General features: G+C 65.4%; 21 protein-coding genes and 1 pseudogene. 10 read left to right on the forward strand and 12 right to left on the reverse strand.

Annotated features, from left to right (window positions below):
* From PJE01S_RS23170 to ruvA, 3 genes are all read right to left on the reverse strand, one after another.
* Nucleotides 1-361 (reverse strand): biotin/lipoyl-containing protein (locus PJE01S_RS23170; protein WP_245660951.1); only part of this gene is annotated, 361 nt, incomplete at its 3' end.
* 19 nt (nucleotides 362-380) lie between these two features.
* Complete coding sequence (ruvB, locus tag PJE01S_RS23175) at nucleotides 381-1,448, reverse strand: Holliday junction branch migration DNA helicase RuvB (RefSeq protein ID WP_068836083.1); 1,068 nt, start codon at nucleotides 1,446-1,448, stop codon at nucleotides 381-383.
* A 14-nt stretch (nucleotides 1,449-1,462) separates the two neighbouring features.
* Entirely contained in the window at nucleotides 1,463-2,035 is a 573-nt protein-coding gene (gene ruvA / locus PJE01S_RS23180; RefSeq protein ID WP_068836084.1) for a Holliday junction branch migration protein RuvA, read from the reverse strand.
* An 83-nt stretch (nucleotides 2,036-2,118) separates the two neighbouring features.
* Here ruvA and PJE01S_RS23185 point away from each other — a divergent pair, with 83 nt between their 5' ends.
* The 4 genes from PJE01S_RS23185 to PJE01S_RS23200 all read left to right on the forward strand — a co-directional run bounded on the left by PJE01S_RS23185 (nucleotide 2,119) and on the right by PJE01S_RS23200 (nucleotide 6,064).
* On the forward strand, nucleotides 2,119-3,132 hold the full coding sequence (locus tag PJE01S_RS23185) for a PhoH family protein (RefSeq protein WP_068836085.1): 1,014 nt from the start codon (nucleotides 2,119-2,121) through the stop codon (nucleotides 3,130-3,132).
* Nucleotides 3,122-3,574 carry an rRNA maturation RNase YbeY gene (gene ybeY, locus PJE01S_RS23190; protein ID WP_068836086.1) on the forward strand — a complete coding sequence of 151 codons (453 nt, stop codon included), beginning with the start codon at nucleotides 3,122-3,124 and terminating at the stop codon, nucleotides 3,572-3,574. The genes PJE01S_RS23185 and ybeY overlap by 11 nt, the downstream gene beginning before the upstream one ends.
* A 161-nt stretch (nucleotides 3,575-3,735) precedes the next feature.
* Nucleotides 3,736-4,362 carry a ParB-like protein gene (locus PJE01S_RS23195; RefSeq protein ID WP_068836087.1) on the forward strand — a complete coding sequence of 209 codons (627 nt, stop codon included), beginning with the start codon at nucleotides 3,736-3,738 and terminating at the stop codon, nucleotides 4,360-4,362.
* A gap of 16 nt (nucleotides 4,363-4,378) precedes the next feature.
* A complete protein-coding gene (locus tag PJE01S_RS23200; protein WP_084389727.1) occupies nucleotides 4,379-6,064 on the forward strand; it encodes a SulP family inorganic anion transporter in 1,686 nt (561 codons plus the stop codon).
* Here PJE01S_RS23200 and PJE01S_RS24870 read toward each other — a convergent pair.
* The 4 genes and pseudogenes from PJE01S_RS24870 to PJE01S_RS23215 all read right to left on the reverse strand — a co-directional run.
* Nucleotides 6,024-6,128: pseudogene (locus tag PJE01S_RS24870) on the reverse strand (D-aminoacyl-tRNA deacylase); the annotation flags it as partial. The gene PJE01S_RS23200 and the pseudogene PJE01S_RS24870 sit on opposite strands and share 41 nt — an antisense overlap.
* A gap of 9 nt (nucleotides 6,129-6,137) precedes the next feature.
* A complete protein-coding gene (locus PJE01S_RS23205; protein ID WP_068836088.1) occupies nucleotides 6,138-7,175 on the reverse strand; it encodes an amidohydrolase family protein in 1,038 nt (345 codons plus the stop codon).
* Nucleotides 7,176-7,205: 30 nt separating this feature from the next.
* Complete coding sequence (gene dtd, locus PJE01S_RS23210; RefSeq protein ID WP_068836089.1) at nucleotides 7,206-7,646, reverse strand: D-aminoacyl-tRNA deacylase; 441 nt, start codon at nucleotides 7,644-7,646, stop codon at nucleotides 7,206-7,208.
* Complete coding sequence (locus tag PJE01S_RS23215; protein ID WP_068836090.1) at nucleotides 7,647-8,561, reverse strand: cation diffusion facilitator family transporter; 915 nt, start codon at nucleotides 8,559-8,561, stop codon at nucleotides 7,647-7,649. It abuts the gene before it with no gap.
* Nucleotides 8,562-8,609: 48 nt separating this feature from the next.
* On the opposite strand from PJE01S_RS23215, the gene PJE01S_RS23220 reads away from it, so the two are divergent.
* The 4 genes from PJE01S_RS23220 (at nucleotide 8,610) to PJE01S_RS23235 (ending at nucleotide 12,251) form a co-directional block, all read left to right on the forward strand.
* On the forward strand, nucleotides 8,610-10,079 hold the full coding sequence (locus PJE01S_RS23220; protein WP_068836091.1) for a sensor histidine kinase: 1,470 nt from the start codon (nucleotides 8,610-8,612) through the stop codon (nucleotides 10,077-10,079).
* Nucleotides 10,076-10,705 (forward strand): response regulator transcription factor, encoded by a 630-nt coding sequence (locus PJE01S_RS23225; protein WP_068836092.1) that lies wholly within the window; start codon nucleotides 10,076-10,078, stop codon nucleotides 10,703-10,705. Before PJE01S_RS23220 ends, PJE01S_RS23225 begins: the two co-directional genes overlap by 4 nt.
* A 306-nt stretch (nucleotides 10,706-11,011) precedes the next feature.
* Nucleotides 11,012-11,503, forward strand: coding sequence for a GlcG/HbpS family heme-binding protein (locus tag PJE01S_RS23230; protein ID WP_068836093.1), 492 nt, complete (start codon nucleotides 11,012-11,014; stop codon nucleotides 11,501-11,503).
* Between the two features lie 19 nt (nucleotides 11,504-11,522).
* Nucleotides 11,523-12,251 (forward strand): ankyrin repeat domain-containing protein, encoded by a 729-nt coding sequence (locus tag PJE01S_RS23235; protein WP_068836094.1) that lies wholly within the window; start codon nucleotides 11,523-11,525, stop codon nucleotides 12,249-12,251.
* A 25-nt stretch (nucleotides 12,252-12,276) separates the two neighbouring features.
* Here PJE01S_RS23235 and tyrS read toward each other — a convergent pair whose 3' ends face one another.
* The gene (tyrS, locus tag PJE01S_RS23240; RefSeq protein ID WP_068836095.1) at nucleotides 12,277-13,509 is read right to left on the reverse strand and encodes a tyrosine--tRNA ligase; all 1,233 of its coding nucleotides are present in this window, start codon (nucleotides 13,507-13,509) and stop codon (nucleotides 12,277-12,279) included.
* Between the two features lie 229 nt (nucleotides 13,510-13,738).
* Here tyrS and PJE01S_RS23245 point away from each other — a divergent pair, with 229 nt between their 5' ends.
* Both PJE01S_RS23245 and PJE01S_RS23250 read left to right on the forward strand, forming a co-directional pair.
* On the forward strand, nucleotides 13,739-15,103 hold the full coding sequence (locus PJE01S_RS23245) for a M23 family metallopeptidase (protein ID WP_068836096.1): 1,365 nt from the start codon (nucleotides 13,739-13,741) through the stop codon (nucleotides 15,101-15,103).
* A gap of 144 nt (nucleotides 15,104-15,247) precedes the next feature.
* Nucleotides 15,248-16,384 carry an anhydro-N-acetylmuramic acid kinase gene (locus tag PJE01S_RS23250; RefSeq protein ID WP_068836097.1) on the forward strand — a complete coding sequence of 379 codons (1,137 nt, stop codon included), beginning with the start codon at nucleotides 15,248-15,250 and terminating at the stop codon, nucleotides 16,382-16,384.
* 188 nt (nucleotides 16,385-16,572) lie between these two features.
* Here the strand turns inward: PJE01S_RS23250 and mdtD are convergent, their stop codons facing one another.
* The 4 genes from mdtD to PJE01S_RS23270 form a co-directional block, all read right to left on the reverse strand.
* Entirely contained in the window at nucleotides 16,573-17,994 is a 1,422-nt protein-coding gene (gene mdtD, locus PJE01S_RS23255) for a multidrug transporter subunit MdtD (protein WP_068836102.1), read from the reverse strand.
* A gap of 115 nt (nucleotides 17,995-18,109) precedes the next feature.
* Entirely contained in the window at nucleotides 18,110-18,475 is a 366-nt protein-coding gene (gene erpA, locus PJE01S_RS23260; protein WP_068836098.1) for an iron-sulfur cluster insertion protein ErpA, read from the reverse strand.
* 136 nt (nucleotides 18,476-18,611) lie between these two features.
* On the reverse strand, nucleotides 18,612-19,049 hold the full coding sequence (locus tag PJE01S_RS23265; protein WP_068836099.1) for a bactofilin family protein: 438 nt from the start codon (nucleotides 19,047-19,049) through the stop codon (nucleotides 18,612-18,614).
* A gap of 24 nt (nucleotides 19,050-19,073) precedes the next feature.
* Nucleotides 19,074-19,781 carry a DUF6776 family protein gene (locus PJE01S_RS23270; RefSeq protein ID WP_068836100.1) on the reverse strand — a complete coding sequence of 236 codons (708 nt, stop codon included), beginning with the start codon at nucleotides 19,779-19,781 and terminating at the stop codon, nucleotides 19,074-19,076.
* Between the last annotated feature and the right edge of the window lie 121 nt (nucleotides 19,782-19,902).

Here is a 19,902-nt window from a genome sequence, read left to right on the forward strand (position 1 = left end):
TGCGCAGGCCGGCGAGGCGGGCTGCGGCCTGGCGCTCGGCGGACTGGGCCTGCGCCAGGGCGGCCTGCAGCTCGTCGGTTTCCAGTTGCACCAGCACTTCGCCCTGGCGCACCTGCGCGCCTTCCTTGACCGCGACTTTCGCCACACGGCCGGTGACGGTGCTGCCCACGCTCACGCGCGACAGGGTCGCCACCCGGGCCGAAAATTGCAGGGTACGCACCAGGGGAGCGGCTTGCAGCACCACGGCATCGGCCTGCGGCGCACGCCAGGTGCTCCAGGCCCACCACAAAACGACGGCCAACACCAGCGCCCCCGCCCCCCAAAGCCAGCGGCGCTTCATGAGCGGGGCCAGGGCGGGCATCACATGTTCCGGTTCCGGTTCAGGGCTCAAACAGGCCGCTGGCCGCCTGCGGCGGCGTCACGCCCAGGTGGCGGTAGGCCGCCAGGGTGGCAATGCGCCCGCGCGGCGTGCGCTGCAGGAAACCCTGCTGAATGAGATAGGGCTCGATCACGTCTTCAATCGTGTCACGCTCTTCGCCAATGCTGGCGGCAATGTTGTCCAGACCGACCGGGCCGCCGTCGAAGCGGTGGATCACGGCTTCGAGCAGCTTGCGGTCCATCACGTCAAAGCCCTGCGGGTCCACGTCCAGCATGGCCAGCGCCAGGTTGGCAATGTCCAGCGTGATCTTTCCCGTGCCCTTGACATCGGCGTAATCACGCACGCGGCGCAGCAGGCGATTGGCAATGCGCGGCGTGCCGCGTGAACGGCGGGCAATCTCAAAACCGCCCTCCTCGTCCATGGGCGCCTGGAGCAGGCTGGCGCTGCGTTTGACAATGCGGGCCAGCTCGTCGGGCGTGTAAAACTCCAGCCGGGCGACGATGCCGAAACGGTCGCGCAAGGGATTGGTCAGCATGCCGGCCCGGGTGGTGGCGCCCACCAGGGTGAAGGGTTGCAAATCGAGCTTGATGCTGCGCGCCGCCGGTCCTTCGCCGATCATGATGTCGATCTGGTAGTCCTCCAGCGCCGGGTAGAGGATTTCCTCCACCACCGGGCTCAGGCGGTGAATCTCGTCGATGAACAGCACATCGTTCTTTTCGAGGTTGGTCAGCAGCGCCGCCAGGTCCTTGGGTTTTTCCAGCACCGGCCCCGAGGTCTGCCGCAGGTTGACACCAAGTTCATGCGCAATGATGTGCGATAGCGTGGTCTTGCCAAGGCCTGGCGGGCCGAACAGCAGCACATGGTCCAGCGCCTCGCTGCGCTTCCTGGCCGCGCCGATAAAGATCTGCAGCTGCTCGCGCGCCTTGGCCTGGCCCACATACTCATCAAACAGCTTGGGGCGCAGCGCGCGCTCTATCGCCTCTTCCTTCGGCGACGCGGGTGTCGCAGACATCATGCGCCGCACCGGCGGCAGGTCGGCCATGTCGAAATCGTCGGTCTGGATGGTCATGGAGGTCGTCGGATTTATTTCGCCAGGCTTTTCAGCGCCAGCTTGATGCCGTCGCTCACGCCCACGTCCTTGGGCAAGGCCTTCAACGCCAGCGCCGCGTCGCGGTCGCTGTAGCCCAGCGCGATCAAGGCCTGCAGGATGTCGGACTGACTGTCGTCGGCGACGCTGACGGGCGCACCTATGTCGGCGCCCAGCTTGCCCTTGAGTTCCAGCAGCAGGCGTTCGGCGGTTTTCTTGCCGATGCCGGGCACCTTGATGATGCGGCCCGGCTCCTGGCGTGTCACGGCCTGGGAAAGCTCTTCCACGCTCATGCCGCTGAGCACGCTGAGCGCGGTGCGCGGGCCCACGCCCGATATCTTGATGAGCTGGCGAAACGCGGCGCGCTCGGTCGCGCTGCCAAAGCCGTAGAGGATTTGTGCGTCTTCGCGCACCACGAAATGGGTCAGCAGGCTGACTTTTTCACCGAGGGCCGGGAGGTTGTAGAAGGTGCTCATGGGCACCAGCACTTCATAGCCGACGCCGTTGCAGTCCACAAGAACCTCCGGCGGATTTTTTTCGGCCAGCTGGCCAGCGATTCTTCCGATCATGGGCAAATCTTATCAGTCACCACCGACTTGAATATGGAGGGACAATCACGCATCTGCCTGTATCCAGCCCAGGAAACCTACTTTTGATTCTTCGCTACACCTTCACGCCGCCCAACAACACCCGCATGGACCATCTGTGCGGGCCCATGGACTCCAACATCCGCACCATCGAAGCGGCGCTTCAGGTGACGATTGCGCACCGCTTCGAGCAGTTCAAGATCGATGGCCCCAAGGTCAGGGCCCAGCAGGCGCTGGAGGTGCTGCAGGCGCTGTATGAAATCGCCCAGCGCCCGATCGAGCCGGAAACCGTGCAGCTCATGCTGGCGAGCGACACGGCCCTGAGCACCACGCCCGACGGCGGCATGGCGCTCTCGACCCGGCGTGCCGACCTGCGGGCCCGCACCACCAATCAGGGCACCTACCTCGAAAACATCGCCACGCACGACATCACCTTCGGCATTGGCCCGGCCGGCACCGGCAAGACCTACCTGGCCGTGGCCTGCGCCGTCGATGCGCTGGAGCGCAGCACCGTGCAGCGCATCGTGCTGACGCGACCGGCCGTGGAAGCCGGCGAGCGCCTGGGTTTTTTGCCGGGCGACCTGAGCCAGAAGGTCGACCCCTACCTGCGGCCGCTGTATGACGCGCTGTATGAGCTGATGGGCTTTGAGCGCGTGCAAAAGGCCTTTGAACGCCAGCAGATAGAGATTGCGCCGCTGGCCTTCATGCGCGGCCGCACGCTCAACCATGCCTTTGTGATCCTCGATGAAGCGCAAAACACCACGCCCGAGCAGATGAAGATGTTCTTGACGCGCATAGGCTTTGGCGCCAAGGCCGTGATCACGGGCGACGTCAGCCAGATCGATTTGCCGCGCACGCAACTCAGCGGCCTGATAGACGCCGAGCGCGTGCTCAAGCGCGTCAAGGGCATTGCCATCACCCGGCTGACCAGCGCCGACGTGGTGCGGCACCCGCTGGTGGCGCGCATTGTGGACGCCTACGACAAGCAGCGCAGCCCCGACCTCGCCGCCGTTGAGACTATCGAATCCATAGCACCATCCGCCCGCCCATCAAGGGCCAGGAGCCGAAATGCCTCTTAAAAACCTGAACCTGTCGCTGCAGTTCGGTGCGCTGAAGGACGCCGCCCGGCATCGCGCCGCCCTGCCCCGCCGCAGCGTCGCGCGCTGGATACGCCAGGCGCTGCAAAATGATGCCGAAATCACCGTGCGCATCGTGGACGCCGAGGAAGGCCAGGCGCTGAACCGCGACTACCGGCACAAAGACTACGCCACCAATGTGCTGACCTTCGACTACACCCAGGCGCCCGTCGTCACCGCCGACCTGGTGTTGTGCGCCCCGGTGGTGGCCAGGGAGGCGCAAGAGAGCCACAAGACCTTGCAGGCGCATTACGCCCACCTGCTGATCCACGCCACGCTGCACGCCCAGGGCTACGACCATGAAACGAATGAGCGGGACGCGCTGGAGATGGAGGCGCTGGAAATCCTGCTGCTGGGCGCGCTCGGTTACGACAACCCGTACTGATTCCATTTCCAGATCAATCGTGAACGCGAAAGCGAAGCGCAGACAGTACAAACGTACGGCCAGCGAAGCTGACAAAGTGCGCGGTTGATCTGGAAATGGAATGAGGGATACTGGCGGGCCATTCACGGCTCTATCTTCCATCCACATCCAGGAGGCCCGCCATGCACACCCGTCACCAGCACCTGTTCAAAGCCGATCTGGGCCGGCTGCGTCCCACCCAGATCACCGTGGGCTACGCCGAGGTGCAGGAAAAGCGCGGCCTGTGGAGCGGCATGGGCAAGGGCGAGCGCCAGAAATTCCTGGACAGCCACTGGTTTCCCGCGGTGCGCGGCCCGAGTGACAACTTTTATATCGTCGACCACCACCACCTGGGACGCGCCCTGCTCGAGGAAGGTGTGCACCAGAGCTTTGTGGTGCTGCTCAAGGACCTGGGGCAACTCGCCAAGGACGAGTTCTGGACCGTGATGGACCACCATCAATGGGTGCACCCTTACGATGCGAAGGGCCGCCGCCGCCCCGTGACCGATCTGCCCAAGGCGCTGGGCGAACTCGCCGATGACCCCTACCGCAGCCTGGCCGGCGAGGTGCGGCACGCAGGCGGCTTTCCCAAGGACGCCACGCCCTTTGCCGAATTCCTCTGGGCCGACTTCTTCCGCCGCCGCATCAAGACCGCACAGCTCCGGCGTGACCCCGACGCCGCCCTGCAGGCGGCCATAACGCTGTGCCACAGCGCCGAAGCCGCCCACCTGCCGGGTTGGTCGGGGGCGACATCACCGCTGGTCTCATGAGACCGTGGGGCCGGCCATGAGCGATTCCGCCCCGCCTATCCAACAGGGCCGCAGCGTCGCCGGCCCCAAATTCTCATGGGCCGACCTGCTGGCCGGCGTCTCGGTGGCCGGCGTGCTGCTGCCCGAGGCCGTGGCCTACGCCGCCATCGCGGGCGTGCCGCCCATGCACGCCTTTCTGGCCGCGCTGGTCGGCCTGTGCCTCTACCCCTGCTGGGGCACCAGCCGTTTCGCCATGGTGGCCCCTACCTCGTCGGCAGCGGCGGTGTTTGCCTCGACGATGGCGCTGGGCGGGCCGGCCATGGGCTATGCGCTGGTCAGCCTGACCGGCGCCCTGTTTCTGACGGCCGCCGCGCTGCGGGCGGGCTTCCTCGGCGCCTTCATTTCGCGCCCGGTGCTGCGCGGTTTCGCCTGGGCGCTGGCGCTGACCATCGTGCTCAAGCAGTTGCCGCATATCGCGGGCGTCCCGGTTCATGCCTCGCTGGCAGGCCCCCTGGCAGGGGAGCTGCTGGCCCAAGCGGCGCACTGGCACCGCGCCAGCGTGGCACTGGGCGCAGGCGCCCTGGCCTTGTGGCTGGCGCTGCATCACGGGCTGCAGCGCCGGCTGTTTCTGCCCACCTCGCTGCTGGTCCTGGGGCTGGGCGTGGCGCTGTCAGCCATGCTCGACCTCAGCACGCAGGGCGTGGCGCTGGTGGGGGACATCGCCTGGCAGGCGCTGGACTGGCGCCTGCCGGCCTTGAGCGCCAACCATTGGCTGCATGCCATAGAAATCGCGCCGGCGCTGCTTCTGATCCTGTTCGCCGAATCCTGGGGCTCGGTGCGCTCGCTGGCGCTGCAAAGTGGCGACCAGGTCGATGGCAACCGCGAACTGCTGGCCCTGGGCGCCGCCAACCTCGCGAGCGGCCTGTTGCAGGGCCTGCCGGTGGGGGCGGGTTTTTCGGCCGCCTCGGCCAACCAGGCGGCCGGCGGGCGCAGCAAATGGGCGGGCGTGGCCGCCGCGCTGGCGCTGGCGCTGCTGCTGTGGCTGGCGCGCCCCTGGCTGGCGCTGCTGCCGATGCCGGTGCTCGCCGGCGTGGTGGTCGGCATCCTCTCGCACAGCCTCTGGCCACGCGCCGTGCTGTCCTCGCTGCACCTGGGTGGCGATGTCTGGCTGGCGCCGGTAGCGGCTGCGGGCGTGCTGCTGTTTGGCGTGCTGTTCGGCATGCTGCTGGCCGTGGCGCTGTCGCTGCTGCTGGCGATCCGGCGCTTCGCGCAGCCGCTGGTCACCGAATTGGGCCGCTTGCCCGGCACGCGCGACTACCTGGACCGGGCGCGCCATGCCGATGCCACCGCGGTCGACGGCACGCTCATCATGCGGCCCGAGGAGCCGCTGTTCTTCGCCAACGCCGAACAGGTATTCCACCTCGTCAGTCAACGCGCCGAAGCGGCGCGCGCAACCGTCGTGGTGCTGAGCCTGGAGGTCTGCGACGACCTGGACAACACCGCCGTGGAAGCGCTCGCCGAATTTGCCGCCAGCCTGCGCCGCCAGGGCACGGCCCTGCTGCTGGCGCGCGTCAAGGACAGGCCGCGAGAGGCGCTGGCGCGCATGGGCCTGACCGATGCGGCCCATGGCGGCGTGGCGCTGTTCTGGAGCGTGGACGACGCGGCGCGGGCGGCGGCGGCCGCTAGGCCACCTGCAGTGAAATCGTCACCGGTCCGTCGTTGACCAGCTGCACCTGCATGTCGGCCGCAAACTGGCCCGTGGCGACCTGCGGATGTACCGCTTTGCTTCCCTCACCTTAGTTCGTTGCGGGGCTTTTCAGGCGGTAAATACGCATTGCGTTTTCGCTTGCCACCTTGACACCGACATCCGGCGGCAGCTGCTCTATCAGTGTGCGTAAATGGCCCATCCCGTCGTCGCTGGAACCGCGGGCGATGCCGCCACGCTCATAAAATGCATCGCTGCCGAGCATGAAGCGGTCCGGGAATTCCCGCACCAGGTCAACCCACGCCGGTTTGACAGTTCCATCCGGGTCCATGGCTGATGCAGGCTGGAGCGTACCCCGATTCAAACGAAAGCTCATGTACAGATTGGGATAGCTTGCCAGCATTCTGCGAACCAGGCCTGGCCGCCTTGTCCTCAGCGGCTCAAAGCCGACGTGCGACCAAACGATCTTGGCCTGACTGTTGTGCGCAAGCAGCCGTTGGAGGCCTGGCAGATTGGCTTCCAGCTGGGACGGGTTCTGCGGATTGCTCCTGAGCCCATCCGGCAGCGGCATGTCTTCGGGCACCAGATCGCAGTGCAGGTCGATCGGAAGGTCGTTCTCCGCGGCGATGTCCGCCAGCAGCAGGAGCAGAGGGTGGTCAGGCGGCACCATCTCATAGGGATGGTTCCGTCCCATCAGCGGTATGGATACATGCAGGACGGATATTTCACCAAATCCCACGGCGCCCAGCTTCACGATCTCCAGTGCCCGCTTTCGAAACTTTGCACGAACGCTCTCATCAACCGACTCGGGCGACGTGTCATGAATCATGATGTTCAGCGTGCTTCCTCCGAGCACCGCAAAACGGTCGGGGCTGGCCTTCGTGGTGAAAAGAAGATCCTCGATGTCATAAAATCTTTTCGGCACCCGGGTGTCATACGGTGGCGGCATCAGCAGGGACCGGGCGATATTCCGGCGGTCCATGGTGGCCAGCGCGGCCTTGTACGAAGCGTCCAGGTCCTTGACGGGACTGGTCTGGAAATGGGCATGAACGTCGATGAGTGGTATCGGCTCCGCCTGGGCAGACAACCCGAACAGCGCCAGTGCGGCAGCAAAGAAAATGGGTTTCATAAAGTTCTTTGTTATCTTTGTTAGATAGCGCTAAGACACCGTCAGCAGGATCGTAACAGGCCCGTCGTTGACCAGATGCACCTTCATGTCGGCCGCGAAGCGCCCGGTGGCGACCACCGGGTACGCGGCGCGGGCCTGCGCCACAAAGTGGTCATAGAGCCGCCGCCCCTCGTCGGGCGCCGCGGCGTTGCCAAAGCCCGGCCGGTTGCCGCCCGAGGTGTCGGCCGCCAGCGTGAACTGGCTCACGATCAGCAGGCCGCCGCCGATGTCCTCTACGCTGCGGTTCATCTTGCCGGCCTCGTCGGAGAAAATGCGCAGCTTGAGGATCTTGGCCAGCAGCTTGTCGGCCTGCGTTTCGCTGTCGCCGCGCTCGGCGCACACCAGCACCAGCAGGCCCGCGCCAATCTCACCGGCGGTTTGCCCCTCAATCACCACCCGCGCCTGGCTCACGCGCTGCAATACGGCTTTCATTCAGATCAAATCCTTCTCGTCATCAAAATGGGGCTCCACATCACTGGGCAGCAGCTGGATGGTGGCGCGCAGGCCGGGCACGGCGCTCATCAGGGCCTGCTCCACGCTGGCCCGCAGCGCCGCAGCGCGCCCCAGCGACCAGTTGGCCGGCATGTGCATGTGCAGATCCACAAAACGGCGCTGGCCGGCGCGGCGCGTCGTCACGTGGTCAAAACGTATGGTCGGGTGCTGGAAGCCCGCCAGCGTCTGCTGAATATCGGCCAGCACCTCGGGCTCGACGGCTTCATCCATCAGGCCTTGGGACGAACGCCAGATGAGTCGGGCGCCCTCCCGCAGGATGTTCACGGCCACGCCTATCGCCACCGCGGCATCCAGCCACAGCCAGCCCGTCAACGCCACCGCAGCAATGCCGACGACCACACCGGCCGAAGTCCAGACATCGGTGACCAGGTGCCTGGCATCAGCTTCCAGGGCAATCGAGCGGTGCACCTTGGCCGAACGAAACATGAACCAGGCCAGCAGGCCGTTGAGCGCCGAACTGACGATGGAAAGCGCCAGCCCCAAGCCCAGCTGCTGCAGCGGCTGCGGACTCATCAGTCGGTGGGCAGCCGCCCAGATGATGGCCAGCGCCGCCACGAAGATGAGGGCGCCTTCAAAGCCGGATGAAAAATACTCGGCCTTGTGGTGGCCGTAGGGATGGTCCTCATCGGCCGGGCGCTTGGCAATGGTGACCATGGCCAGGCCAAACAGGGCGCTGGCCAGATTCACCAAAGACTCCATCGCGTCCGACAGCAGGCCGACCGAGTCGGTGACATACCAGGCCCCCGTTTTGAGCACGATGGTGATGAGGGCAAGCACCACAGAGGCGCGCAACAGGCGCTGAGGTGTCAATGATTGTTGGTCCAGTCGGCTCATGCGCCCATTGTCTGCGATGCGGCAAACCGGCTATGCAAGAATGCGGCGATGCCTGCCCTGCCACACCGCCGCCTCACCTGGGCCCTGCTCTGGTGCGCCATCACCGCACTGGGCGGCGTGGTGCTGGCGCGCCTGGAGCTGGCGCAGCTGCAGGCGGCGTTTGAAACCGACGCGCGCATTGCCCACCGGCTGCTGAGCCAGCGCGTGGTGCAGCACGATGCCGTGATGGCGACGCTGGCGCTGCTGCAGCCCGCCGCAGATGCCACCGAGGTCTCCCCGCCCGAACAGCGCCTGCCTGCGGTCTACCCGCAAATCATCAACGTGCAGCGGCGCGATCGCGAGGCCGGCTGGCCCGATGAACGCTTGCGGGTGGCCGAAACCCTGTCGCGCGCGCTGCGCCGCCCGGTACTGGCCGGCGCAGACCTGGCCCGCGGCCGCTACCAGCTGGTGCTGGCGGCAGAGCCCAGCAGCTATGCCCTGCAACTGGACCTGCGCGCCGTCGTGCCCTGGAGCGAATGGCCCATGGCCCCGGACAGCAGCCCGGTGCGCGTGACGCTGGAGCATGAAGGCCAGCGCTTTCTGCTGCAGCCCGGCCGCATTCACGAAGGCGGCTGGCGCTTTGAATTTCACAAACACCTGGCCGCCGAGAGCCAGCCCTTTGAGGTGGTCGCCCTGCGCCAGGTCGGCTGGGGTGAGCTACCCTGGGGCTGGATGCTGGGCTGGGCCGCGCTGGTGGCGGCCTTGCTGGGGGCCTGGCGGGCGCTGCTGCGCCAGCGCGCCGAACGCCAGCGCGCCGAAGAACTGCTGCGCCTGGGCCAGGTGGCGCGCCTGAACACCCTGGGCGAACTGGCCGCCGGCATGGCCCATGAGCTGAACCAGCCGCTGACCGCCGTGCTGGCCAACACCCAGGCCGCCAGCCGGCTGCTCAATGACGAACCGCCCGAACTGGCCAGCGCCCGCAGCGCCATGACGCAAGCCGTGGAACAAGCCCGCCGCGCCTCGGAAGTGGTCGGGCGGCTGCGCCGCGCGGTGGAGCGCCCCGACCGGGCGGCGCAGCCGCAGGCTGTGGTGTTGCAGGATGCGGTGCGCAACGCGCTGTATTTGCTGGAGCCGGAATTCAAGCGCCGCGAAGTCACGCCGCAACTGGAATTGCCGCCCACCCCCACCACCGTGCTGGCCGAGCCGGTGGCGCTGGAGCAAATCATCCACAACCTGCTGATGAATGCCCTGCAGTCACTGGAACAGGTGCCGGCACGCGAGCGCCAGCTCACGGTCACGCTGGGCGCGGAAGGCAGCCTGGGCGTGATCAGCGTGACCGACAGCGGCCCGGGCATTGGGGCTGATGTGCTGCCGCGCATTTTCGAGCCCTTCTTCACCACACGCGAGGCCGGCCTCGGGCTGGGCCTGAGCCTGTGCGAAACGCTGGCCAGCGGCATGGGCGGCAGCCTGGTGGCCGCGCACCATGCGCCACGCGGTGCCGTGTTCCGGCTGTCTTTGCCCATGGCGGCCAAGTCATGAGCTCATCCCTGTCACCCTTGGTGCACCTCATCGACGACGATGAGGCCGTGCGCAGCAGCCTGGCGCTGCTGATAGGCACGGTGGGCCTGCGCGTGCAAAGTTGGGCCGACCCGCAAAGCTTCATCCGCGAGTTTGACCGGCAGACGATAGGCGCCATCGTGCTGGACGTGCGCATGCCCGGCATCAGCGGCCTGAGCGTGCTCGACACCCTGAAGGCGCAGGGCGTGGACCAGCCCATCATCATGCTGACCGGCCACGGCACGGTGGAGCTGTGCCGCCGCGCCTTCAAGTCCGGCGCGGCCGAGTTCCTGGAAAAGCCGGTCAATGACGAGCAGCTGCTGGAAGCCCTGCAAAACGCCGTGCGCCAGCATGTCAAGTCGCGCGAGCGCAACAAGACCGGCCGGCAGGCGCAGGAGCGCTATGCCCAGCTGTCGGAGCGCGAGCGCGAGGTGCTGGGCCTGATCGTGGCCGGTCTCACCAACAAGGAAATCGGCCGCGCACTCGATGTCTCGCCGCGCACCGTGGAAACCCACCGCGCCAACCTCTTTGCCAAGCTGGAAGCCGAGTCGCTGGCGCAGCTGATCCGGCAATATGCGACGCTGGCAGACGAAGCCGACGGTCGATAGGTATCCACCGAAAGCCAGTCCAAGCCGCGGAACCGGCTTCGCCGGGCCGCAGGCGGGCGGCCCCCTCGGGGGGCAGGGAGTTACGCGAAGCGAAGGACCGTGGGGGCAGTATTTCTACGGAGCCCGGCGCGTAGCCCTACGCATGGGCGAAATCGCCGCTATTTTTTAAAGTTCTCCCACGGTTGAATGTGAGGCCCCCACGCTTGCCACTTCGTGTGCTGCGCTGCCCCCAGGGGGGCCGCAGTCGCCTTGGGGCGGCCCGGCGGCGACTGAACCGTTTCAACAAACCAACTTCTGGAGAACTCCATGCGCAACATCATCAAGGTTTCCGCTCTTGCCCTGTCCCTCGTGGCCGCCGCTGCCAGCGCCCAAGGCGTGCGGACCGAGAAAAACATCTCCCTCGAGCTGGCCAACCAGATCGCCGCCGCCACCGTGGCCGCCTGCTCGGCCAACGGCTATGCCGTGGGCGTTACCGTGGTGGACCGCGCCGGCACCGTGCGCGCCGTACAGCGCGCCGACAATGCCGGCCCGCACACGCTGGCCGCCAGCCTGCAAAAAGCCTTCACCTCGGCATCGGCCAAAAACAACACGCTGGCCATGATGGAAGGCGCCCAGAAGAATCCCGCCGCCGCCAACCTGACTCACATCCCCGGCTTTTTGCTGCTGGGCGGCGGCGTTCCCGTCAAGGTCGGCAATGAAACCATAGGCGCGGTCGGTGTCGGCGGCGCACCCGGCGGCCACCTCGACGAAGCCTGCGCCGTGGCCGCACTGGACAAGGTCAAGGACCAGCTGAAGTAAACCTGGAAAGCATGCCGCCATGACGCCAGGCCTATTTCGTCTGCCCCTGCAACTGCTGGTGTTGGCCGCAGCCTGCGGGCTGGCTGCCGTGGCGGCCGCGCCCGCTTCGGCCCAGGTCGCCCCTGGCGCCACCGAAGTGGCCGCCTACCAGGGCCTGCACGCCGCCGCCCACAAGGGCGATGTGGCCCAGATTGAAAAACTCGCCGCAGCGAAGTCTGAGGTAAAGGCCGAGCTTGATGCCCGCGACGGCAACGGCCGCACGCCCATTCATGTGGCGACCTTTGCGAAACGGCAAGGCGCTATCCGCGCCCTCGTGAAAGCGGGCGCCAACATCAACCTGCTCGACAAGGACAGCTACGACGGCGTGACGATTGCCGCCGTCGCCGACGACGAGGAAACGCTGCGCCTGCTGCTGTCACTGGGCGCCAGCGCCAAACAGGTCACCAGCCGCTACGACGGCACGGCCCTGATCGCCGCCGCCCATCTGGGCCATGACGGCGTGGTCAGGCAGCTGATTGCCGCCGGTGCGCCGCTGGACCATGTCAACAACCTGCACTGGACGGCCGTGATCGAAGCCATCGTGCTGGGCAATGGCGGCGCCCGCCACCAGTCCACGCTCAAGGCGCTGATCGAGGCCGGGGCCAACCTGCAACTGGCCGACCGGCAGGGCAACACGCCGCTGCAGTTGGCCAAGTCGCGCGGCTACGGCGAGATGGTGCGGATGCTGGAAAAGGCCGGCGCCCGCTAGGGCACTGGCGCATCAGGCCAGGAAGTCAGGCCAGCGTCACCCGCGCAAACTTGCGCTTGCCGACCTGCACCACGTAAGTGCCGGCAGCCAGCTTGAGCGCCTTGTCGCTCACCACGCTGGAATCCACCCGCACGCCGCCGCCGTCGATCAGGCGGCTGGCCTCGCTGCCCGAAGGCGCCAGGCCGGCGGATTTGAGCAGCGCGCCAATCCCCAGCGGTGCGCCCGACAGCGACACCTCGGGGATGTCTTCGGGCACGCCGCCCTTGCTGCGGTTGATGAAATCCTGCTCGGCCGCATCGGCGGCGGCGGCCGAGTGAAAGCGCGCCGTGATCTCCTTGGCCAAGGCCACCTTGGCGTCTTTCGGGTTGCGGCCGGCCTCGACTTCGGCCCTGAGCGCGGCAATCTCGGCTTCGCTCTTGAAGGACAGCAGCAGGTACCACTTCCACATCAGCACGTCGGAAATGCTCAGCACCTTGGCAAACATGCTGTTGGCGTCTTCGCTGATGCCGATGTAGTTGTTCTTGGACTTGGACATCTTCTCGACCCCGTCCAGGCCTTCGAGCAGCGGCATGGTGAGAATGCACTGCGGCTCCTGGCCATACTCGGCCTGCAGGTGCCGGCCCATCAGCAGGTTGAACTTCTGGTCGGTGCCGCCCAGTTCCAGGTCGCTCTTGAGGGCCACCGAGTCGTAGCCCTGCATCAGCGGGTAGAGGAATTCGTGCACGCTGATGGGCGAGCCGGCCTTGAAGCGGTCATGGAAATCGTTGCGCTCCATCATGCGCGCCACGGTGTAGCGCGAGGCCAGCTGGATCATGCCGGTGGCGCCCAGCGGCTCGCTCCACTCGCTGTTGTAGCGGATCTCGGTTTTGGCCGGGTCCAGCACCAGGCTGGCCTGGCGGTAATAGGTTTCGGCATTGACCTTGATCTGCTCGGGCGTGAGCGGCGGGCGCGTCGTGTTGCGGCCCGACGGGTCGCCGATCAGGCTGGTGAAATCGCCGATCAGGAAAATCACCTGGTGCCCCAAATCCTGCAGCTGACGCATTTTGTTCAGCACCACCGTATGGCCGACATGAATGTCGGGAGCGGTCGGGTCCAGCCCCAGCTTGATGCGCAGCGGCACGCCGGTGGCTTCGCTGCGGGCCAGTTTTTTGACCCATTCATCCTGAGGGATCAACTCTTCGCAGCCCCGCAGCGACACGGCCAAGGCCATCTTTACACGGTCGGTGATCGGGGGATTTGTAACAAGGTCTTGATTCATAAAGGTTTTTTCATGTCGAGGCATTGTCCGACAGATATAATTGCGGTTGTCCTGCTTCAGGCCGGCATTTTAGTTGGCCTGTAACTTGCTGATCGGAACCCGATCGTTTTGAGTCTTTGAGTCCGATGACCCCAGACCCCCATCCACCAAGAGGGGCTGGTCATCGATCCCTTATATCGCAGTCCGGCACGTCAGCGTCGCCCGATGCACCCTCGTTGGGAATTTCGCTTTGCGCCTGCCCGTCCCGTCCCAGTTTCTGCCTTCCCTTGCCAAGGTCCTCCGCCGCCATCCCAAACGAGTCACCGCCAGCCTGGCCGTGCTGCTGCTGGGCACCGGCGTCACCGCCTTCGGTGTCGCGCCACTGGCGCCCGATGCCGCCGACTTGCCGGTGCACCAGATCGTCGAGGCCGTGGATCCCCTGCCCACCCAGGTCCAGACAGAATCCCTCTCCGATTTCCGCTTCAACCTGTTCCGCACCGAAAGCACGCGCAGCAGCGACACCGCCGACGCCCTGCTCAAGCGCCTGAACATTGACGACAGCGCGGCGGCCGCCTTTTTGCGCTCCGACGCCAATGCGCAAATGATCCTGGCGGGCCGTCCGGGCAAGACCGTGACGGCAGAAGCCAGCGACAGCCAGCAGTTGCTCAAGCTCAGCATGCGCTGGCCCACCGATGACGAAACAATGTTCAAGCGCCTGGTGATAGAGCGCGGCGCCACCGGCTTCAACTCGCGCGTGGAGACGGCGCCCTATGCCAGTTCGGCGCGTCTGGCCAGCGGCAGCATCCAGACCTCGCTGTTCGCCGCCACCGACGAAGCCCGCATTCCCGATGGCGTGGCCGTGCAGCTCGCGGAAATTTTCTCGGGTGATATCGACTTCCGTCGTGCCTTGCGCAAAGGTGACCGTTTCAACGTGGTGTACGAAACCCTGGAGGCCGATGGCGAGGCGCTGCGCACCGGCCGCGTGCTGTCGGCCGAGTTCGTCAATGACGGCAAGAGCTACCAGGCCATGTGGTTCCAGCCCCCGGGCAAGGATGCCGCAGGCGCCCCCAACAAGGGCGGCTATTACACGCTGGACGGCCGCAGCCTGCGCCACGCCTACCTGAGCTCCCCGGTGGAGTTCTCGCGCATCAGCAGCGGCTTTTCGATGCGCTTTCACCCGATTTTGAAACTCTGGAAGGCGCACCTGGGTACCGACTTTGCCGCCACCACCGGTACACCCGCACGAACCGTTGGCGACGGCGTCGTGGAGTTTGCCGGCGTGCAGAACGGCTACGGCAACGTGATCTTCATCAAGCACCGCAACAACCACGAAACGGTGTATGCGCACCTGAGCAAGATCCTGGTGCAGCGCGGCCAGACCGTGAGCCAGGGCCAGACCATAGGCCTGGTCGGCGCCACCGGCTGGGCCACCGGCCCGCACCTGCATTTCGAATTCCGCGTCAACGGCATGCAGCAGGACCCGATGACCATCGCCAAGCAGAGCGAAACCATTCCCCTGTCAACGGCGGCCCTGCCGGCATTCAGGCAACTCGCCGCGGGCGTCAAGAACCAGTTGCTGGCGGCAGCCACCATAAGCCAGACCCGCGCGGAGTAACTGCGGCCCCCACGTTCGCTCACTTCGTGTAGCTCTCTGCCCCCCGAGGGGGCTAATTTCCCTTGGGGCGGCCCGGCGGGAAATTACCGGCCCCCACGTTCGTTCAACACCCTTGGGCGGCCCGTCATACGGCAAAATGGCCGCATGCATGACTACTACATTGGCCTGATGTCAGGCACCTCGTTCGACGGCGTCGATGGGGTGCTGGTGGATTTCTCGGGCCGGCAACTGCGGGTGCTCGCGGCGGCCACGGCGCCCTTTCCGGCTGGCTTCCGCGCCGAGTTGCTGGCGCTGAACGCGCCCAGCCACAACGAACTGCACCGCGCGGCCATCGCCGGCAACCGGCTGGCCGTGGTGTATGCCGACGTGGTTCACGCCCTTCTGGAGCAGGTTGCCGCACAGGGGATTGCGGCCGCGCAGATTCAGGCCATTGGCGCCCACGGGCAAACCGTCAGGCACCAGCCCCAAAGAAGCTCGGCCGAAGCCGATGGCGTGGGCTACACGCTCCAGCTCAATCAGCCGGCCCTGCTGGCCGAACTCACCAGGATTGATGTGGTGGCCGATTTCCGCAGCCGCGACGTAGCCGCTGGCGGCCAGGGTGCGCCGCTGGTACCGGCTTTCCACCAGGGTGTTTTTGGCCGTGCCGATGCCACCATGGCGGTGCTGAACCTGGGCGGCATTTCGAACCTGAGCATCCTGCCGCATGACCCCGCGTCGCCGGTACTGGGCTTCGATTGCGGGCCGGGCAATGCCCTGATGGACGCCTGGTGCCAGCAACACACCGGTCAGCCCTTTGATGCCGGCGGGGCCTGGGCGGCCAGCGGGCGGCTGATTCCCGCGCTGCTGGCCAGCCTGCTGGACGCGCCCTATTTCTCCCTGCCCATCCCCAAAAGCACGGGCCGGGACCTCTTCAGCCTGACATGGCTGGCCGAAAAACTGCAGCCCTTCGCCGCCGAGCGCCCCCAGGATATCCAGAACACATTGACAGAATTCACCGCCAGCGCTTGCATAGCGGGCGTCAATAGCTATGGGAAAGAGAGCAAGGAGTTGATCGTCTGCGGTGGCGGCGCGTTCAACCAACACCTGATGCTGCGCCTGCAGGCGGGCTTGCCCCAGCTGCACGTCAGCACCTCGGATGCCCACGGCTTGCCCCCCCTGCAGGTCGAAGCCACCGCCTTTGCCTGGCTGGCCCGCCAGAGCGTGACCCGGCAAGCCGGCAACCTGGCGAGCGTGACGGGCGCGGCCGGGCCGCGGGTGCTGGGGGCGCTCTATCCGGCCTGATGCGGACCGGATCGCGGCCGGCGCTCTAGTACTGCAACCCGGAAGTAGCGAAACAAAATGAAAGCGATGGATTCGCGCCCAGGGCAAGGCGCAAGCCGCAGCGAAGGCTGTACGCCTTCGCAAGGATTGCACCGCCGCCATGGGTGCGAAGACGCGCTTTCATGTTTCGATATTTTCGGGTTGCAGTACTAGCCCTGCCCCAAGGCTTCCGTCGCCTCGGCCTTTTTCACCGCGCGCACGGCCGGTGACAGCTGCCAGAAGATGCCGGCCGAAGCCAGCGTGATCAGCCCCATGCAGGCAAAAGTCGCCTGAAAGGAGTGCAGCGTCTGCACGGCTTCGCCGCTGCCAAAGAAGGCCGTGAACGCCGCCAGCACGGCGCCCGCAGCGGCGACGCCCATGCCCATGGCCAGCATTTGCACCATGGACAACAGGCTGTTGCCACTGCTGGCCATGGTGCTGTCCAGGTCGCGCAGCGTGATCGTGTTCATGGCGGTGAACTGCATGGAGTTGACCGCGCCAAACAGGGCCAGCTGCACAACCAGCAGCCCCAGGGGCTGGGCCGGCGTGGCAAGGGCAAAGCTCGCCATCGTGAGGCCCACCAGCGCCGTATTGGCCACCAGCACCCGGCGATAGCCCAGCCGCGTGATCAACGGCGTCGTGATGCGTTTGGTCAGCATGCTGGCCGTGGCCACCGGCACCATCATCAACCCCGCCTGCATGGGCGAATAATCCAGGCTGACCTGCAGCAGCAGGGGCACCAGAAACGGCATGCAGGAACTGCCCAGCCGCGAAAACAGATTGCCCAGCAAGCCGATGCTGAGCGTGGGAATGGAAAAGAGCTGCGGCGAAAAAAGCGGATCGGGCCGCCTGGCCGCATGCAGCCAATAGGCCGCCAGGCTGGCCAGGCCAAACACTAGCAGGACCAGCACGCTGGCCTGCTTGAGGCCCAGCCCCGACAGGCCATCGACCGCCAGGGACACCGCCACCATGCCAAACGCCAGGTAGAGATAGCCCGGCAAATCAAAGCGCGGCACGGCGAGCCGCGGCTGGTTCTGCATGTAAATCACCGTGGCCACGCAGCCGAACAGGCCCACCGGAATGTTGATGAGAAAGATCCAGTGCCAGGTCGCCACCTCCACCAGCCAGCCGCCCAGCGTCGGGCCTATCAGCGGGCCCAGCAGGCCGGGAATCGCGATAAAGTTCATGGCCTGCAAGAAGCGCTCGCGCGGAAAGGCGCGCAATACCGCCAGTCGCCCGACCGGCAACAGCAGGGCGCCACCCAGCCCCTGCAGGACGCGCGCGGCCACCAGCTGGCCGAGGTTTTGCGAGAGCGCGCAGGCGATGGAGCCCAGCACAAACAGGGAAATGGCCCCCACATAGACGCGCCGGGTGCCGAAGCGGTCGGCGATCCAGCCAGAAGCCGGAATCAGCATGGCCATGGTCAGCGAATAGGCCACCACCACCGACTGCATGCGCAGCGGGCTTTCGCCAAAACTCCTGGCCATGGCGGGCAGGGTCGTGTTGACGATGGTGGCATCCAGGGTTTGCATGAAAAACCCGACCGCCACCAGCCAGAGCAGCATGCGCAGTGATTTTTGTTCGGTTTGCATCATCAATAAGCGGCTTGGCGCCCGAATTTCCTGGTTTTATCGAGGCTGAAATCAAAAAAACCGCCTGAAAGGCGGTTTTTTAATGGGGGCCAATGCACTGGCCCGCAGAAAAGCGTCAGGCAGAGAAGCTTGAGCCGCAACCGCAGGTGCTGGTGGCGTTGGGATTCTTGATCACGAATTGGGCACCTTCGAGGTCGTCCTTGTAATCAATTTCGGCGCCCACCAGGTACTGGTAGCTCATCGCATCGATCAGCAGGGACACGCCGTTTTTGGTCATGGTGGTGTCGTCTTCGTTGGTGATTTCATCAAAGGTGAAACCGTACTGGAAGCCGGAGCAGCCGCCCCCCTGCACGAAGACGCGCAGCTTCAGGTCCGGATTGCCCTCTTCCGCGATCAACTCGGCGACCTTGGCCGCGGCGCTGTCGGTAAACACAAAGGGGGCGGGCATCTCGGTTTGGATGTTTTCGGCAACTGCGCTCATGGGGGCTCCGTTATTCAGGACTCAATGGCTAAATAGTACAGCAAAGCCATCAACCATAGCGCCCATACGTCTTAGCGGGGTATTGGACCGATTCGCCCGCCGCCACGGCATTCCTTCAGCGCTCACGGCTTGGCCCTCATCCATGTTTCTTGCCGGCCAGCTTCAGCACCGGCTTGTCTTCCAGGGCCTGGGGGGCTGCCGGCTGGATCTCTGCCAGCGCCTGATGCAGGATAGGGCGCAACTGACCAGAGATGACGGCGCCCTGGTGCATTTCAAGCGCCTTGTAAGACACCTCACCCTCTATCCTGGCCTTGGGCTGCAGCTCCAGCAATTCGGTCGCATGGACCGGTCCGTTCACGCGGCCATTGATGATCACGTGGTCGGCCTGGACCAGGCCCGTCACGATGGCGGATTCGCTGATCACCAGAATGCTGGGACTGCTTTCGTCGGCGCGAATGTCGCCAACCACCTCGCCATCGATACGCAGGCCGTCGGTGAATGTCAGTTTGCCTTCAATGCAGCTGCCCGGCGCAATCAGGCTTTTGATGGGGGGCTGCTTCTTCTTGCCGAACATGGACGGACTCCTGTGGGATGGGGTTTAAAGCCTGAAGGTTTGAACGGAACGAACCGCCCCGCCTTCAATCACCTTGGCGGTCACTGCTTTTACCACGGCCTGCGGCGGCAAATCGAGCACGCCTTCGATGCGGTGGTATTGCTTGAACTGCAGCACCTGCGAGCCGCCGGGCAAGCTCATGGTCCAGGGCTTTCCCATCTGGGTGCCGGAAAGCGTCAGCTCCAGCTTGCCATTGAACGTCGGGGCATTCTTGACCGGCTGTATGACCAGCAATTGCCATTTCAGCTGGGTGTCCGACAAAACCTCGGCCTGCAGGCTGCGTATGGAGGCCACCTCGGTGCTGCCGGCGGGCAGGAGCCTCTCAAAGAAACCGAGGTCGTCGCGCAGGCTGTGGTTGTCGGCCTCCAGCTGCTTGAGCTGGCTCAGCATTTTTTCCTGCAGCGCCTTTTCGGCCGTCAGCAGGCTGGCCGAGGTATTGGCGATGGATTGCGCCTTGTCGCGCTCGGCGCGCAGGCTGCCCACCTCTTGCCGCAGCTGCGTCAACTCCTCCTTGGCATGGCGGTCCAGGCCAGCAATGTCCTTGCCAAACTCAAACGCCCACAAGGCCACGGCGGCAGAAAAGCCCAGCATCACGGCGCCGGCCATCCAGCGCAAGGGCCAGGGAAAAGGGCTGCGCACGGCCATGCGCGGAGAACTGATGGTCAGGCGACGGCGAAACAGGCGAAATTTCAAAGCGGCTCCTGCTGTTTTCTGTTCGGGAGCTGCATTGTGCACGCGGATGCCGGGCCAGCCGCCGATAGGCGGACAAAGTCCGTGTGAGCACCTGCATCGACAGACAGCCCGGATGGCAAGC

This window comes from Polaromonas jejuensis NBRC 106434 (assembly GCF_001598235.1).
In the GTDB taxonomy this organism is placed as follows: domain Bacteria; phylum Pseudomonadota; class Gammaproteobacteria; order Burkholderiales; family Burkholderiaceae_C; genus Polaromonas; species Polaromonas jejuensis.

Excerpts from the sequence above, each read along its gene's own strand:
- ruvB (WP_068836083.1), bottom strand. The coding sequence starts at position 1,448 with ATGACCATCCAGACCGACGATTTCGACATGGCCGACCTGCCGCCGGTG.
- ruvA (WP_068836084.1), bottom strand. The coding sequence starts at position 2,035 with ATGATCGGAAGAATCGCTGGCCAGCTGGCCGAAAAAAATCCGCCGGAG.
- ybeY (WP_068836086.1), top strand. The coding sequence starts at position 3,122 with ATGCCTCTTAAAAACCTGAACCTGTCGCTGCAGTTCGGTGCGCTGAAG.
- PJE01S_RS23195 (WP_068836087.1), top strand. The coding sequence starts at position 3,736 with ATGCACACCCGTCACCAGCACCTGTTCAAAGCCGATCTGGGCCGGCTG.
- PJE01S_RS23200 (WP_084389727.1), top strand. The coding sequence starts at position 4,379 with ATGAGCGATTCCGCCCCGCCTATCCAACAGGGCCGCAGCGTCGCCGGC.
- PJE01S_RS23205 (WP_068836088.1), bottom strand. The coding sequence starts at position 7,175 with ATGAAACCCATTTTCTTTGCTGCCGCACTGGCGCTGTTCGGGTTGTCT.
- dtd (WP_068836089.1), bottom strand. The coding sequence starts at position 7,646 with ATGAAAGCCGTATTGCAGCGCGTGAGCCAGGCGCGGGTGGTGATTGAG.
- PJE01S_RS23215 (WP_068836090.1), bottom strand. The coding sequence starts at position 8,561 with ATGAGCCGACTGGACCAACAATCATTGACACCTCAGCGCCTGTTGCGC.
- PJE01S_RS23220 (WP_068836091.1), top strand. The coding sequence starts at position 8,610 with ATGCCTGCCCTGCCACACCGCCGCCTCACCTGGGCCCTGCTCTGGTGC.
- PJE01S_RS23225 (WP_068836092.1), top strand. The coding sequence starts at position 10,076 with ATGAGCTCATCCCTGTCACCCTTGGTGCACCTCATCGACGACGATGAG.
- PJE01S_RS23230 (WP_068836093.1), top strand. The coding sequence starts at position 11,012 with ATGCGCAACATCATCAAGGTTTCCGCTCTTGCCCTGTCCCTCGTGGCC.
- PJE01S_RS23235 (WP_068836094.1), top strand. The coding sequence starts at position 11,523 with ATGACGCCAGGCCTATTTCGTCTGCCCCTGCAACTGCTGGTGTTGGCC.
- tyrS (WP_068836095.1), bottom strand. The coding sequence starts at position 13,509 with ATGAATCAAGACCTTGTTACAAATCCCCCGATCACCGACCGTGTAAAG.
- PJE01S_RS23250 (WP_068836097.1), top strand. The coding sequence starts at position 15,248 with ATGCATGACTACTACATTGGCCTGATGTCAGGCACCTCGTTCGACGGC.
- mdtD (WP_068836102.1), bottom strand. The coding sequence starts at position 17,994 with ATGCAAACCGAACAAAAATCACTGCGCATGCTGCTCTGGCTGGTGGCG.
- erpA (WP_068836098.1), bottom strand. The coding sequence starts at position 18,475 with ATGAGCGCAGTTGCCGAAAACATCCAAACCGAGATGCCCGCCCCCTTT.
- PJE01S_RS23265 (WP_068836099.1), bottom strand. The coding sequence starts at position 19,049 with ATGTTCGGCAAGAAGAAGCAGCCCCCCATCAAAAGCCTGATTGCGCCG.